Raw genomic sequence first — 13,304 nt, 5'->3', positions numbered from 1 at the left:
CGCCAGACCCCCCCCCCCCCCCCCCCCCCCCCCCCCTGCCCCGCCCCCCCCCCCCCCCCCCCCCCCCCCCCACCGCAGGTCCTCGCCCGCTCCCCGGAGCGAGACGTGCGCGTGGCGGGGTGTCAGGGGAGGGGGACGTTGGGCACTGCTCGGCGAGGCCGGTCAGGGGCTTCTTCTCCGCGGTGTCGACGCACAGGTCAAAGCGGGTTTCACGCCGACCACTCGGTGACCTAGCGGCAGCGGTCGGGTTCATGGGGCGGCAGCCACTGCGCGACGTCCTTGTCGGCCTTTGCCGGTTGGAGCGGGCGGTGACGGCGACCAGGCGGTGTTCGACGTGGCCCCCGGGGTCCTGCGATTCCCCGGAGGCCACTGGTCACCGGCCGGTCACCGGAGAAGGACACGATCGTGCTTGTACGGGGAACAGGACCTGGACCGCATACGCGTGATCAGTGTCGCCGTCCGGCGAGCGCAGCCCGGCAGCGACATCAGGGGAATCGGCGTGCACGACACCGTCGGTGAGGGCACCGTCTACCGGGCCCGCCCCGCGCGTACGGCGCACCGCAGGCAGATGATCACTACATCGGGTGGTCACCCGCGTGGTTCGGCCCTCTTCGGCATGCCGTGCCCTGTGCCCTGCCCGACGCTGAGGAGGCCCGCGAGACAAGACCACGGAAGGACACGGTCCATGACCATCGCAGTGCAGGACAACATCACCACCAAGCTCGAGCGTTCATTCGACGCGTGGGACGCCAACCACGACGGCTACCTGGACTGGTCGGACTACCAGAAGCTCGCCGACCGCTACATCCAGGCATACAAGCTCGACAAGATGGACCGCCGGGCCAGGGCACTGCAGATCTTCTGCCTGAACTACTGGATGGAACTGCTGCGCCACGCGGGCGTGGACGGGGACCGTCTCACCAAGGACCAGTTCGTCACGGCCAACCGCCTCGCGGCCATCGACACCAGCCGGCTCAACGTCACCGAAGGCGGCGGCCACGCGATCTTCGACGTCATCGACGTCGACGGCGACAACGAGATCAGCGAGGACGAGTTCGCCCGCTTCCTGAAAGACGTATGGAAGAGCGACGCGCCCGACGCGATGGACTCCTTCACCAAGCTGGACACCGACGGGGACGGCGCGATCTCGCGCCAGGAGTTCATCCGCGCGATCCGTGAGCACTTCCTCTCGAACGACCCCAACGCACCGGGCAGCCTGTTCTTCGGGCGCGTCTGACCTGCTTCGAGGCGCTCTTCGCTTTGGCCGGAAGCCTCCCGCGGCCGCCCCTGGAACCCAGTTTCAGCGGGCGGCCGTCTCTGCGTGCTCCTCCTCGCAGGGCTTCAGAGCTGGCTTCCCGGGTTTTGCCCGCCGTCGCACCGGCGCGGGACGGTCAGTGCGCAACTATGCGCAACCAGCTCGATGGGGGAGTAGGCGATGACGTTACGGTTCGTCGGGGTCGCCCCGAGCACCGGTGGTGAGGGATCGCCCATGGTGTGGGTGGAGGTGGAGTGCGCGGACCTGGTCCTGCAGGGCGAGGAAGCCGATGAACTCCTGAGGACCTTGGTCGGCTCCACCGAGTGGGTGGCGACGGGCCTGTTACGCGTGGGTCTGCGACTTCGTGTGCGTGTTCGCCGAGAGGACCTGGGGAACCCGCAGGAAGTGGCTGTAGGCCGAGGCGGACCGCCGTGCTACACGCCCCAGCTCATGAGTGCTCTGGCTGCGGTGCCGTTGTTGCCGAGCTGGTAGATGCTGATGCCGCGCGTCGAGAAGGTGAGCGGGGCGGGCGGCTCGGCTTCGATGGTTTCCAGGTCGGTGAGGGTGGCCAGACCGACGGTGACGTGGGGGAGATAGTTCTCCCCGCTGTGGTCGGGGACGTAGTTCTCGATGTAGGTGAGGGTGGCCGCGTTGATGTCCGGCTCGGCGTCGGTTCGAATGTAGGCGTCCGCGGTGCCGTTGCTGCCGGTGTAGGGCCGCAGGGCGTCGATGAGACGTGCCTGGAAGTCGAGGACCTGGGGCCCGGGCTTGACGACGATCGCGGCCAGCCCGATGGAGGGCTGCACTTCCATGTGGGCGATGCTGTGGGTGGTCAGCGTCAGGGCCGACAGGTCCACGGAGGCGACCACGTCGCCGATCGCCGGGTACACCTGGTCGAGGACGGCGGTCCGTACGTAGCGCTGCAGCGTGGTGATGTGCGGCTGATGGTGCTTGTCGAGGGCGAACCCCGTCGGTGCGGGGACGCTGGTGAGCATGCGCGCGTTGACCTGCTTCGCGAGCGCGATCATGCTGTCGTCCGGATGGAGCAGGACGTCGACTGCCATGAGGTCGTTCATGGGACTCCACGAGAAGCGAAAGCGGCTGGTTGATGGTCGCCCCGGACCGCCGGAGGTTCTCGTCCGGGCAGGCGATGGCCGTCAGGTCACGATGCGGCCTCCCGGTCAGAACACGGTGGCCCAGTCGTTTTTCATGCTCACGATGGTCCAGCCGAGCTCCTCGCCCTTCACGAGCGACCTCCCGGCACCCGCGGTGTAGGAGAACTCGCGCTCCTGGTCGTCGTGGTTGACGAGCAGCGCGAACCGGGCGCTCTGGAGCATCTCGATGTCCACGTCGGCGTTGCCGCCCGCGAGGACGGGCAGCCGGCCGGTATGGGCGAAGATGTGCTCGGGCTTGCCCGCGCCCAGGTCCAGGCTGCCCAGAAGGGTACGGTCGCGGACGAGCTTCCCGTCGGCGTAGGTGTAGGCGGCTGCCGAGCCGATGACGTTCTCCTTGGGGATCTTCCAGATTTCCTCGGCGAACACGCGCATGAAGTCGCGGCCGCCGCCCGAACAAACGAACACCCGGAAGTCGTTCGCGTGCAGGAGGTCGAACAGCTCCAGCATCGGACGGTAGACCAGCTCGACGTACGGGATGCCGAGCGTGGGGTGCTTCACTGTCCGGGTCCACTCACGCACCTGCGCGTCGAACTCCTCAGGCGTCGTGCCGGCCCACGAGCGGGTGAAAGCCTCCAGCAGCGTCGACACCACCTTGGGGTCCTGCGCCGCCAGGCCCTTGAAGAACTCCGGGTCCTTGGCGATGAGCGCCTTGTAGGGCTGCTGCGCCGCGAGTGACGGGTCGGCCTTCACCTCTTCCTCCCACGTGCGGAAGACGAAGTCGAACTGCGGGGGCAGGGGCTGTTCGGCCCACAGGGTGCCGTCGTTGTCGAAGGTGGCGATCCGGTCGGCCACCTCGACGAAGGCCGGCCCCGGCGTCGTCGCGGCCGTCACGAAGTCCACGATCGCCTGCCTGGCCGAGCCGTCTTTCCAGCTCGCGAGGACCTTCTCGGGCATGGGCACTCCTCGGCACGGCGGTCACCCCGGTAGATAGGGCATTCAGCCCATGACCTTCCCCGATCTTCGGACGATCTCAAACCGGATGATCCCTTTAGTCCCCATATGGGGTGGGCTGGCTTGAAGGCTTCATGAGCGCACGAACACTCGCCGGCCCCTCCGCCGTAAGGCTCTGGCCTCCAGCAGCCCGCCTTCGGCCGGCCCTCCCCGGCATTGTTCGCCCGCGCCGACCGCGGGTACGCCCGCTTCCTCGACGCCCCGGCCCTCGATGCCGAAACCGGCGACCACGACGGCGCGGCGGGCGCCCGATGAGCGACACCCGCCTCGTTCTCTACGACCCGCGCGGCCTGAACGAGGGCGGACTCCCCCTGGACCGCGCCCCGCACGAGGCACTCGTCGCCGCCGTCCTGGCGTGGAAGAACCCGGACCTCGCACGCCGCGACTACGAGCAGATCGCCCTCCAGCTCACCGGGCACGCCCGCGTGCTGGCCGCCGACGTACGCCGCCACGCCGCCGCCCTGCCCAAGGGCGACGGCCGCGGCGCCCTCGCCGACGTCGTCCTCCGCGAAGCCGGCGGACGCCTGTCCGCCCCGCTGTAAGGCACCGCCCGCTGCGCCCAGAACCGCGCCCGCCTCGTACGGGCCCTCTACACGCGGCTGGACCGCCTCACCGAACCCCTCCCGGCCGCCACGTAGCCCGAAGAGGGCGAGCGGCCCAAGGCAAGACCCCAGTGCCTACACGCACGCCAGTGTGATTCCGCTGACCCAGAGCAGCGAAAGCCCCCCCCCCGGGGCCACACAGCGCCCGGGGGCCGCCAGACAGCGCCAGGATGCCGCCCAGTTGAGCCCGAGGGCGCTACCAGTCGTCCGGAGCGCTGCCCACCCACGCGATCGGCTCGCCCTCGCTGTTGTGGCCCCAGTGGGGTTCCTCCAGCGAGGTCGGTGGGGGGTGGGACAGCTCAGCCGAGTGCGGGCGAGGGGATCGGGCGCCCCCGGGTGTCCTCGCGCGACGGCGGGGCCGGGCAGACGAGCTGCCCGGATGGTCCTGCCTGGTTGCACCTGCTTGGCCGGAGTTCCTGGAAGGCCCGGCCAAGGGGGACATCATCAGTCGGACGGAGTGTCGTTGCGTTCTGGGTTCGGCTGAACGGGGCTCCCGCGACGGCGGCGTATGAACGAGCCCGCCACCCCAAGAACGAGCCCGCTGACCAAGCTGCCAAGGAACTCGGACAACGCGGCGGAGAGCACGTTCACCGCATTCTCCGTTTGGTGCGCTCGGCCTCCGCAGCCCGGTCGGCGTGGCGTTTGCCCAGTCTGCTGAGCTTGCAGCGCACCCTCTCCCCGAACTTCCGTTCCTGGCCGAGCTCGTTGGCTACTACAGGCCAGTGACCACCATGCTCAGCCCACGCCAGCGCCATCGCCCGCTCTTCAGCACTCAGGTGCTGCAGCACCGTGGACACCCGAATATCTCTCTGCTTGGACAGGAGATCCTGCTCGGGCGTCCGGTACTCGACCAGCAGGTCTGCGATAGTTCTCGCCTCGTCTACGGGCTGCGCCAGAAGAACCGTTGGCTCTCCGTTGATTTTTCTCTCCCACACCGGCTGCAGATAGCGGTGTTGTGCACGAGTATGGCGCCGTAACAGGTCATGGACGTACGGCTTGGTGGCCATACCGGTGCCCAGCGACGCCACCCAGTCCCCAAGCAGCGCCATCTCCACGGCTTCACGCCAGCGGGCGGGGTGCTTCAGGCCGAGCGCCTTCCTGCTGAATGCATCAACAGTGCCGCTGTCTCCTTCGATGGCAGCGTTCCGTGCAATCAGCGCCGCGGTCTGCGCTTCAACTGGGCGCACCAGGAACGGCCGACGGAGCACCCTGTCCAGTTTGAGCAGCATGCCGACAATCAGTTTTGAAGCCAGTGGAGCGAGGACAGTCCCCTCAAAGTTCTCCATACTTAGGTAGCCAGTCTCTTCCATGACAGGGCGGCCCTCTTTGACGATGGCTCGCAAGTCACAAATGCACGTCCTGACCTTCTCGATCATGTGGAAGGTCAGCGAAGCAACGTGCTCACGCCAGACGAGCCCATCACTACGTTCGAACGCCGCTTCATACGACTCCATGGCCTGCTCCAGGGATTCAAACACCGCGGCAACCTCGGCTTCGAACGTGGCGGCCTCTGATGTGACCCGACTGCTCACTCGGGGCTCCTCCTGAGTTGAGGTAAATGGGGCTTCTCTACCTAGGCTCGGGATCAGCCGGGTCCGGCAATAAATCTTGCAACCGTTGCTGTGACATGCGCCACACCCATCCTGTTCGACGCGCCAATCACCCGCGCTCAAAGAGCCGGCGCCTGATGCGCAGAGGGTCCGTGCCGACTGCTCCGACACAGACCCTCCGTTGCCCCCGACGCGGCTACGCCGCCGCCCATTCCAGCCCGAGCGCTTCCAGCCGCGCGATGTCCAGGAACAGCGCTTGTGATCAATAGCGGGTGTTCTGACCTGGGCTGATCAGGTCGTGTCATCTGCGCTGCGCCCGGTGCACTTCCAGTGATCGTTGGTATGCGGCGGTGCTGGGACGGAGCCCCCGCTTTTCGAGCCGGGACAATCAACAGGACAGTCCGGCACCCGCTGCCGATTGCGGCCCGCTCCGGCCAGGTCGCCGCGCGATGCGCAGAGGGTCCGTGCCGTCTGTGTCCGGCACGGACCCTCTGGCGCAGCCTCCCACGCGCGGCTACACGGCCGCCCAGTCGAATCCGAGGGCGGCGAGTTGAGCGAGTCTGTCCGCGGTGAGCTTGACCCGCCTCGACTTTGTGTTCGACAGAAATACCCCAAGCCGCACAGTATGTTCCTGGCCGTCGACCGTGATCGTCTCTGTGTGCCCTCGGGGGACGGTCAAGGAGCCGGTGCGAGCCTTGTACTGGGCCAGGGCCGCCACACCCCGCTCGAACGCCCCTGAGGCACCCTTGGAGGCCTTAGCGGGCTCCTTGAGTTCCGCGGGCAGGGGCTGGATGCCGAGTTGCTCCACGCGCTGGCGCTGGCCGTCCGTGAGCTGCTCCCACACGTCTGGCTGCCTCTGTCGCAGCAGCCATCGCCCGACGTCCTGGCCGGCAACTGTCACGCCGGGCAGAACCTCGGTGCCCGGTTCGTCGCGCAGCAGTTCGCGCAGGGCGGCGTAGTGGCGTTGCCAGTCGGCCGGCCATGCCGGGTTCCAGTCCGGGTCGATGGCTTCCAGCGCTGCCCGCCACTCCGGGTGGCCGTCCAGCGCACCCGGCCGCCGCAAATTCGCGAGCCACATCCCCAACGGCCTGTCCAGCGCTGTGGCCGTCCGCGGAGCGCAGAGGCTGAAAGCCTGCTCGTAGTAGACGCGGGCGGCTTCCAGGTTCTCCTGGAAGCGCTCATCCGCCATGGACCAGACCATGCCGAGCCGCTCCAGCCGCTGCGCGCGCTGTCCGCTCATCTCCCCAGCCCCGAAAGCCCTCCGCTGTTCTGCCACCCACTGCCCGAGCGGTGTCGCGCCCTCCCGGTGTCCGTACGGCACCCTCGCGTTCCCGACCCGCTCGACGTACGCCTTCAGCTTTGCCCAGCCGCGCGCCCAGTCCTGCCGCTCCGTATCGATCACGTTGAACGACACCCAGTTCGCGACCATCACGGGATCCCTCGGTGCGGCAAACCGAAGCAACAGGCGGGATTCTTCCTCGCCTTCCTCCGGTTCCGTACCGATACTCACCGAGGGCTGCGCAACGTCCTTCTGAGGTTCCTGTGGAATCGCGAGCAACTCGATGGCTTCTTCATCGTGAGCCCGTAGACCTGTCAATACCTTCACCAACGGCCGGTACGAGCCGGAGGTGAACATATCCTCCGGCTTTTCATCGGGCTGGAGGAATACGGGCACGATCAGCGAGGCGAGTTTCCCTTCGCCCGGCTGCTGCCGCAGCGCCCGGCCGATGGCCTGAACGATGTCGTGCGGGGCACCCTTGGGATCCAGTAGGGCAACCGAATCCACGCTTCTAATATCGACACCCTCGCCCAAAACGCGGCAGTTCGAAAGCACGGCCCGCTGCGCCGTGTCCCCGAACGACCCCAGCACCTCCCGCCGGCGCTCGGGGGCGTGCTCGCCGCACAGCCAGTCGGCCCAGATCCGCCTCGGGTACGCCTCCGGCTGGTTGGCGTGCAGCTTGGCCGCCACCCGCTGCAGGCCTTCCGCGTAGGCCTGCGCCTCCATCGTCCGGTGGTGGAAGGTGATGCACGTCGACAGGTCGTGCTGCGCCATGGTGTGCAGGAGCGCGGCCTGGAGCGCCCCGAGCCGCTGCCCGCGCACTTCCTCGCTGCCCCGCTCCTCACCCATTAGCCGCTCGGGCGTGACGAGGGGGTCCTGGAGCTCGAGGACGATGATCTGATACCTCGCCAGCAAACCCCGGGACACGGCCGACGCCAGCGACACCTTGTACAGAACCGGCCCGAACACGGCCTCGTCGTCCATGGAGGCCGCCATCTCCCGCGGCAACGGGTCCCGTGCCCCCTCGGCGACCTCCCGGCTGAGCCGCTCCTCCCAGATCCGCGGCGTCGCGGTCAGGTACAGCCGGCGGTAGGCCGGGATGACGGCTTGGTCGTGGATGTCCGCCCACGCCTTACCCATCGAGCCCGAACTCCTGTGGGCTTCATCAACTACGGCGAGGTCTAGTGGATCAAGTTTCTGGCCGTAGGCGCCCTCGAAAGCCTCCGCCAGAACACCCAGCGACGCATACGTCGCGTAGATGGTCACCGGTCCCTGCCCGTGCCACAGGGCCAACTGGATCGGGTTGGTGGTGGACCGCACCCGCAGGTTCCACAGCTCCGGGTCGTCCTGAAGCGAGCACACCGCAACCGCTGGCCCCCGATGCCCGGCCCCATGCCACGCCGCAGCTGTCTGGGCCAGCAGCTCCAGGGTCGGCACCAGGACCAGCACCCGCCCACGGGGAACCATCCGCCGCGCTGCGGCCGCGGCCATGATGGTCTTTCCCGTCCCGCACGCCGCATGGACTTGCCCGCGCAGGCCGGCCGCGGGCATCCCCCCGGGCGGGATGTCGAGGCCGCGGACGATGGCGTCAACGGCCTCAATCTGATGGTCACGCAGCTTCACAGCCGTCCCCTGTCTTCCCGGACCCCCCGGTCTATCAAGTGCCAGGTAGCGACGGAGCAGGCGCTCTGCCTACTCATGGTTGTAGCCCGGCTGCCGCCCTGCATGCGCCAGGCGGACCAGGACTCGATCGAGGCCATCCCGCCCACGCGCCACCGCGCCGTACGGCTCAGCCACGTCTCCTGGTAGAGGGTGCGCGCCGTCATCATCTCCGAGACCGCGATGACCAGCTGCTGCATCTGCGCGAGCCGCTGCTCGCGCTCCGCCTCTGCAGCAGCGGCCCGTTGTTGCCGCTGGGTCAACCAAGACCCGAACCACGCCTACCAGGGTTGTCGCGGCGCCGTCCACGCCGACCGCTGCTTCGATCACGGGCACACCCTGCCAGGACCGCGCTCCTGGGTGTGCGGATACAGGTGAAGCCGATGGCCAGCCCCGGAAGGCATGGCGATCGGCTTCACGTGAGCAGGCGCGCCAACACCTGCCCCGGTTCCCTGTGTAACGGTTGGAGCCAGTAGCAATCAGGGTCGGTCACGATCTGCCCAAGCAATTTGTGATCCGTGGTTATGAGGATGACCTAGGCCATTCAAGATCGCCTTGCCCGATCGTTCGCGCTGTCGGCCGATCAACGAGCGCAGCACTGGCATCGATGGCCAGCTGCGCTCAGTCCGACCAGCACGGCGCGACTACGGACGGCCGGTCAGCACAGTGAGAAGGAGGTGGCCGGCTCGCACGGAGAGCCGAGCGCCTCGTGCCGGTTCTGCGCGAGCCGCGGGGAGCCGGAGGAACTGCTGTCGTTCTTCTGAGCAGCGGGTCAGGATGAACCGAGCGAGTTCAATACCTGCCCTCAGTGCGGGTAGTGGATGCTCGGCTGGGGGTCCGGATCCTCAGCGAACTCGTGGGTGCAGTCTCTATGTGCTTCGCCTGTTCTCTTGCCTTCCCTGCCCTGGTCCCCATGTGACCGGTGCGGACGTCCAGCGACGCGGCAGACGGCAGTACCGGTCTGTGCGGGAATTGCTGGGAGGACGCGGTGGAGGAGACGCGCTACGGGCGGGAGGACCCCACCGACTACGGCTACGGCCCGGAGCAGTGGGACGACGCTTACCACGAGGAACAGCAGTGACCGAGGCACGGTCCCCGCCCGGGAAATAGTGCGGAGGCTTCGGTGAGCACGTACCTTCCACAGTCGTGCCCCCGAAGCCGTCCGCGTCGAGCACTGCTTGCGCGGCCGTCTTCACACAAACCAACCAAGAGAGCTCTCCTGGAGCGTACCGCCCCCACAGCGTGCTGCGGGCATAGGCCGACTGAGATCACCAACTCACCTCGATTGATCGTGTCCATGTCAATTCTATGCTCTGTGGATCTTGAACGCTGGGGCCGCGGAGAGGCCCAGGGAGAAGAGCAAGCGACCGCAGAAGCAGCGGTGTAGCGAATTAAGATTCTCCCAAATGAAATTCATTGAGAGCGTAAGCGCTGTTCTCCTGGCGAATCTTCAAGCTGAACACAGAATTAAGTATGAAAAGCTCGACGGCCTCTCGGCGGCCAACGATATAGAGGGCGCCGGTGCCCAATGAATCCCCTTGGGAGGAAACCAACCGACCGTCAAGGGCTCTCTGCGCTGCACTAGTTCGGCGCTTCTTCGAGCAACGATCCTGGCCCCACTAGAACTTCGCGTCTGGGATCCCAGGATCCCCACGATCGCCAGTAACGTTCACCGTGGATGAGCTTTGCGGCAGGGCACCATCGCGTGCCGCAAGGCGCGCTACTCTCCGGACAGACTTACGTTGTGCTCCCGGCGACACCTTCCACTGTCAGCAACACCGGGGGCCGTCCGCGTAAGCCAGGCCGTCTTCACACCCACCAGACCGATCGAGAGCTCGAGGAACCAGTGACCAGGACATCCGTCTCGCAAGTCGACCCCCCAGGCGAAGACCCCGTGCTCCGCCGGATCACAGAGATGCTCGCCGACGCCGATCAGCGCCCTGAGCTGGAGCGTTTCGTACAAAGTTCGCCGCAGGCCACGCCTCGAACAGCTAAGTGTCCTGAATGCGCCGAGCGCGAGACCGCGGCGGCGAGGCGTCGAAGCCGGCTGATCACAGTGGTGAACTGCGCCCTGGGGGCCTGTGCTGTGGCGCTGGGGAGCACAGGAGTCGTGCTCCTGGCGATCGGCCAGTCCCTGGCGGCCGGCGCGGCGGGAGGACTTGCTGGCCTCGCATGCTCGGGCATCCTGGTGCTGCACAAGCTACGCCCGAAGAACTGACCCCTTGACCTGCGATGTTGGGAGGACACTGATGCACGGTGCCCTCCCAATAGCCGTCTTCTGGCCCAGTATCTTCCGCGCACTTCGTCCTCAAGGCGCTCAGCCGCTGCAACCTCGCCCGCGACCACTGCTACGTCTACGAGCACCGGGCCCACAGGTGGCGCAACGCACGCCCCACCGTGTTGCCGCAGGCGATTCCACGGCATGGGCGGCGTGGGCAAGACCCAGCTGGTCACCGAATACGCCGACCGGCACCAGCCCGAGTACGACATCGTCTGGTGGGTCCCTACCGGGCGCCCCAACCAGATCGGCCAAGCCCCAATAGAGCTCGCCAAGACGAGTGTCGGTCTGCGCGTGCACACCAACGGCACTCTCCTCACACGGCGATGTTCTGAGTCGGGCCGCTCAGCACGGCGCTGTTGCCTGCCGGCTCTACGCGCATGCTGCTCGTCGACGACTTCGACAAGAGCGACATCGAACTACACCACGACCGCCTGCACGCCTTGGAGAGAGAGCGCTACGCTGTCCCGTGGCACTGGCGCATCACATGCGCTCCCTCCGGCAGGTCACCACCACTACAAAGTGAACGCGACTTCCCAGCGGGGTTGATGAGCCGCTGTCTGCATGAACTGAAGAACATCTCGTGCCACAGCGCAACGATGCCGCGGACGCAGTCGACTGGTCGCATCCAAAGATCATCCGCATCGGGGAGGGCAACCCGTCCGTCTCCAATGACCTGGTGGCGTACCGGTGCGCCACATCCTCCTGCTCCAGGAGCCGAAGTACCGTCACCCGTTCGCGGGCCGCTGTGCACCATGGACGTGGCGAACGACCCCGTCGCCGTGCATGACTCGATCACCGCTCTCGACTCGCCCCACATCGACTACCTCTTGCCCTACTCCAGATGGGACAGGCTGCCACCGAAGCCTGCTGGCGCCCGCCCCCCTACGCGGACTGGTTGCTGGCCGTCTTCGGCCGGCGGAAGACACAGGGCTGCTGGTTTCCGGTGCGGACCTTCGAACCGGTGCTCAGCACCTGCGCAGCGGGTCCACCCTGACCGAGGCGCTGGGGCTCACGTCGAGCGTTCTCGCCATGATCGAGACCAACGGCTCCTTCGAGCAGGCCGACTGGCTGAGGACCGCCTACTCAGGCGGTCCGGAAACGTTCCGGCACGATTTCGCGGAGTTCGCCGCGCATCCGACGTGCGGCCAGGCAGGCGGGCATCAAGGGTGTCAGTGAGACCTGCTGGCCTGGATGGCAAAGAGTCACCGCCGCGTCTGCTGCGCGGATCGCTGACGACCCACCACTCTTCCGTGTCAGCTTCGTCGAGGTTCCTGACGAGACCATTGGCCACGTGCCCCCATCTGGGCCTCTTCGGATGTCTCGTTAAGGGAGGCACGCACGTGCTGTGAGGCGTCCCAGGCGGAAGATCCGGGTCTGGAAGAACTCCCGCAGATGCCGGTGGAGCTCTTCCCGGTCCGGGGCCTCCGCCCAGTAAAGGTGGAAGAGGTGGACGTGGACGTACCAGGCGTTGGCGTAGAAGAACTGGCGACGCCGCTCCGCCGGCTCCTGTCGTAGGTGTCGATCACCGTAGCGAGGGCGGAGTCTCCGAGCGCTGCACCCGCGGTGGCATCGAGGAGGGCCAACGGGGCGGAGGCCAGCCTCCCCGCAGAGTGTTTCCGTGTGGTCATGCCAACCCCCGATTCAGGAGGCCGTCCGTCGGTCGTCGGGGTGCGGGTCGATTGAAGAGGGACCCGGCGAGCAATGGGCGGCGCTTGCCGTCTGCCAGGGTGCCGAGCGGCTCTGATCGGCGGGGAGGTGGAGAGGAGGCGCACGGAGAAAAGCGAGGGTCGAACGCTCCGACGCCTTGCCCAACGTCTGCACTGCGAATGCTGCTAACAATCGTTCACTTCGCGGTGATCCTTCTGATTTGGGTGGGGCTATACTCCTGTGAGTTTTCAGCGTTAATGCATCGCAAATTAAACGCATGGTCTAAAACTTGTGGGGCTATCCGGGTCCATGGCAATTTCTCGTGTTCTCATTTTCTTGGAATTGACGCGTACCAGAAAAAGTGGGATCCGGAGGCGAGGGGGCTGAGGGGTGTGCTGCTGCTGGTACCAGATTTTACACAGTGCATCACTGATGCATCTTCTCGTGGCAACTTCCCCTTGCGGAGTGATACGTGACTGAATCCTACCTCGTCGTGGCTGGTTGCTCTGCACGCTGGGAGTGTTGTTGAGGTTGACCGTGGGAGACTTTGATGACCGGCGATGGGTTCGGGTGGAGCGTAGCGGAGCCTGGTCTCTGTGACGTCGGCCGGCGTTCGATCGGGCCGACGATCCGTCACCCCCCTTGTGGGGGGTGGTAGGCAGGGTATACAGCCGCTACACAAGACCGCTCGTGATGCGCACTCCTTGCTGCCAGCTTCGACACCCGCGCTTGCGCGGGTGTCCTCAATTCGCGCTTGCGCGAATTGACTTGCTTCTAGAATTCCGCTTGCGGAATTCAATTCCCGTGCCTGCGCGGGAATATGGCGGAGCGTCAGCGGAGTCACGCCTGAAGCGAAGCGGAGGGCGTCATTCTGCGGCGCGTCAGCGCCGCAGGACCCGCTCCGC

9 protein-coding genes and 1 pseudogene are annotated in these 13,304 nt (G+C 66.6%); 4 read left to right on the top strand and 6 right to left on the bottom strand.

All coding sequences use genetic code 11. From position 1 onward, the window contains the following. The first annotated feature begins 685 nt into the window (after window positions 1–685). Window positions 686–1,237, top strand: coding sequence for an EF-hand domain-containing protein (locus tag ACZ6I3_RS19720; protein WP_469416048.1), 552 nt, complete (start codon window positions 686–688; stop codon window positions 1,235–1,237). A gap of 452 nt (window positions 1,238–1,689) precedes the next feature. Here ACZ6I3_RS19720 and ACZ6I3_RS19715 read toward each other — a convergent pair whose 3' ends face one another. Both ACZ6I3_RS19715 and ACZ6I3_RS19710 read right to left on the bottom strand, forming a co-directional pair. Then, complete coding sequence (locus ACZ6I3_RS19715; protein ID WP_469416047.1) at window positions 1,690–2,319, bottom strand: hypothetical protein; 630 nt, start codon at window positions 2,317–2,319, stop codon at window positions 1,690–1,692. A 117-nt stretch (window positions 2,320–2,436) separates the two neighbouring features. Next, window positions 2,437–3,324, bottom strand: a complete 888-nt coding sequence (locus ACZ6I3_RS19710) for an HAD family hydrolase (RefSeq protein WP_469416046.1) — start codon at window positions 3,322–3,324, stop codon at window positions 2,437–2,439. Between the two features lie 308 nt (window positions 3,325–3,632). Here ACZ6I3_RS19710 and ACZ6I3_RS19705 point away from each other — a divergent pair. Then, window positions 3,633–4,019, top strand: a pseudogene (locus tag ACZ6I3_RS19705) (DUF6415 family natural product biosynthesis protein). 551 nt (window positions 4,020–4,570) lie between these two features. Here ACZ6I3_RS19705 and ACZ6I3_RS19700 read toward each other — a convergent pair. From ACZ6I3_RS19700 to ACZ6I3_RS19690, 3 genes are all read right to left on the bottom strand, one after another. Next, window positions 4,571–5,515: a hypothetical protein gene (locus ACZ6I3_RS19700; protein WP_469416044.1), complete on the bottom strand. Its 945-nt coding sequence runs from the start codon at window positions 5,513–5,515 to the stop codon at window positions 4,571–4,573. Between the two features lie 532 nt (window positions 5,516–6,047). After that, on the bottom strand, window positions 6,048–8,435 hold the full coding sequence (locus tag ACZ6I3_RS19695; RefSeq protein ID WP_469416042.1) for a helicase associated domain-containing protein: 2,388 nt from the start codon (window positions 8,433–8,435) through the stop codon (window positions 6,048–6,050). Further along, window positions 8,432–8,734, bottom strand: a complete 303-nt coding sequence (locus ACZ6I3_RS19690; RefSeq protein WP_469416041.1) for a hypothetical protein — start codon at window positions 8,732–8,734, stop codon at window positions 8,432–8,434. Before ACZ6I3_RS19690 ends, ACZ6I3_RS19695 begins: the two co-directional genes overlap by 4 nt. Before the next feature lie 659 nt (window positions 8,735–9,393). Between ACZ6I3_RS19690 and ACZ6I3_RS19685 the strand changes: the two genes are divergently transcribed. Both ACZ6I3_RS19685 and ACZ6I3_RS19680 read left to right on the top strand, forming a co-directional pair. Further along, entirely contained in the window at window positions 9,394–9,552 is a 159-nt protein-coding gene (locus ACZ6I3_RS19685; protein ID WP_469416039.1) for a hypothetical protein, read from the top strand. Between the two features lie 2,229 nt (window positions 9,553–11,781). Beyond that, a complete protein-coding gene (locus tag ACZ6I3_RS19680; protein ID WP_469416037.1) occupies window positions 11,782–11,928 on the top strand; it encodes a hypothetical protein in 147 nt (48 codons plus the stop codon). Between the two features lie 147 nt (window positions 11,929–12,075). Here the strand turns inward: ACZ6I3_RS19680 and ACZ6I3_RS19675 are convergent, their stop codons facing one another. After that, complete coding sequence (locus ACZ6I3_RS19675) at window positions 12,076–12,393, bottom strand: DUF6082 family protein (protein ID WP_469416361.1); 318 nt, start codon at window positions 12,391–12,393, stop codon at window positions 12,076–12,078. Window positions 12,394–13,304 lie beyond the last annotated feature (911 nt).

It is taken from the genome of Streptomyces sp. NPDC041940, assembly GCF_055589465.1.
Note: the sequence above shows the minus strand (reverse complement) of the source record. Positions and strands in the feature narration are given on the sequence as shown.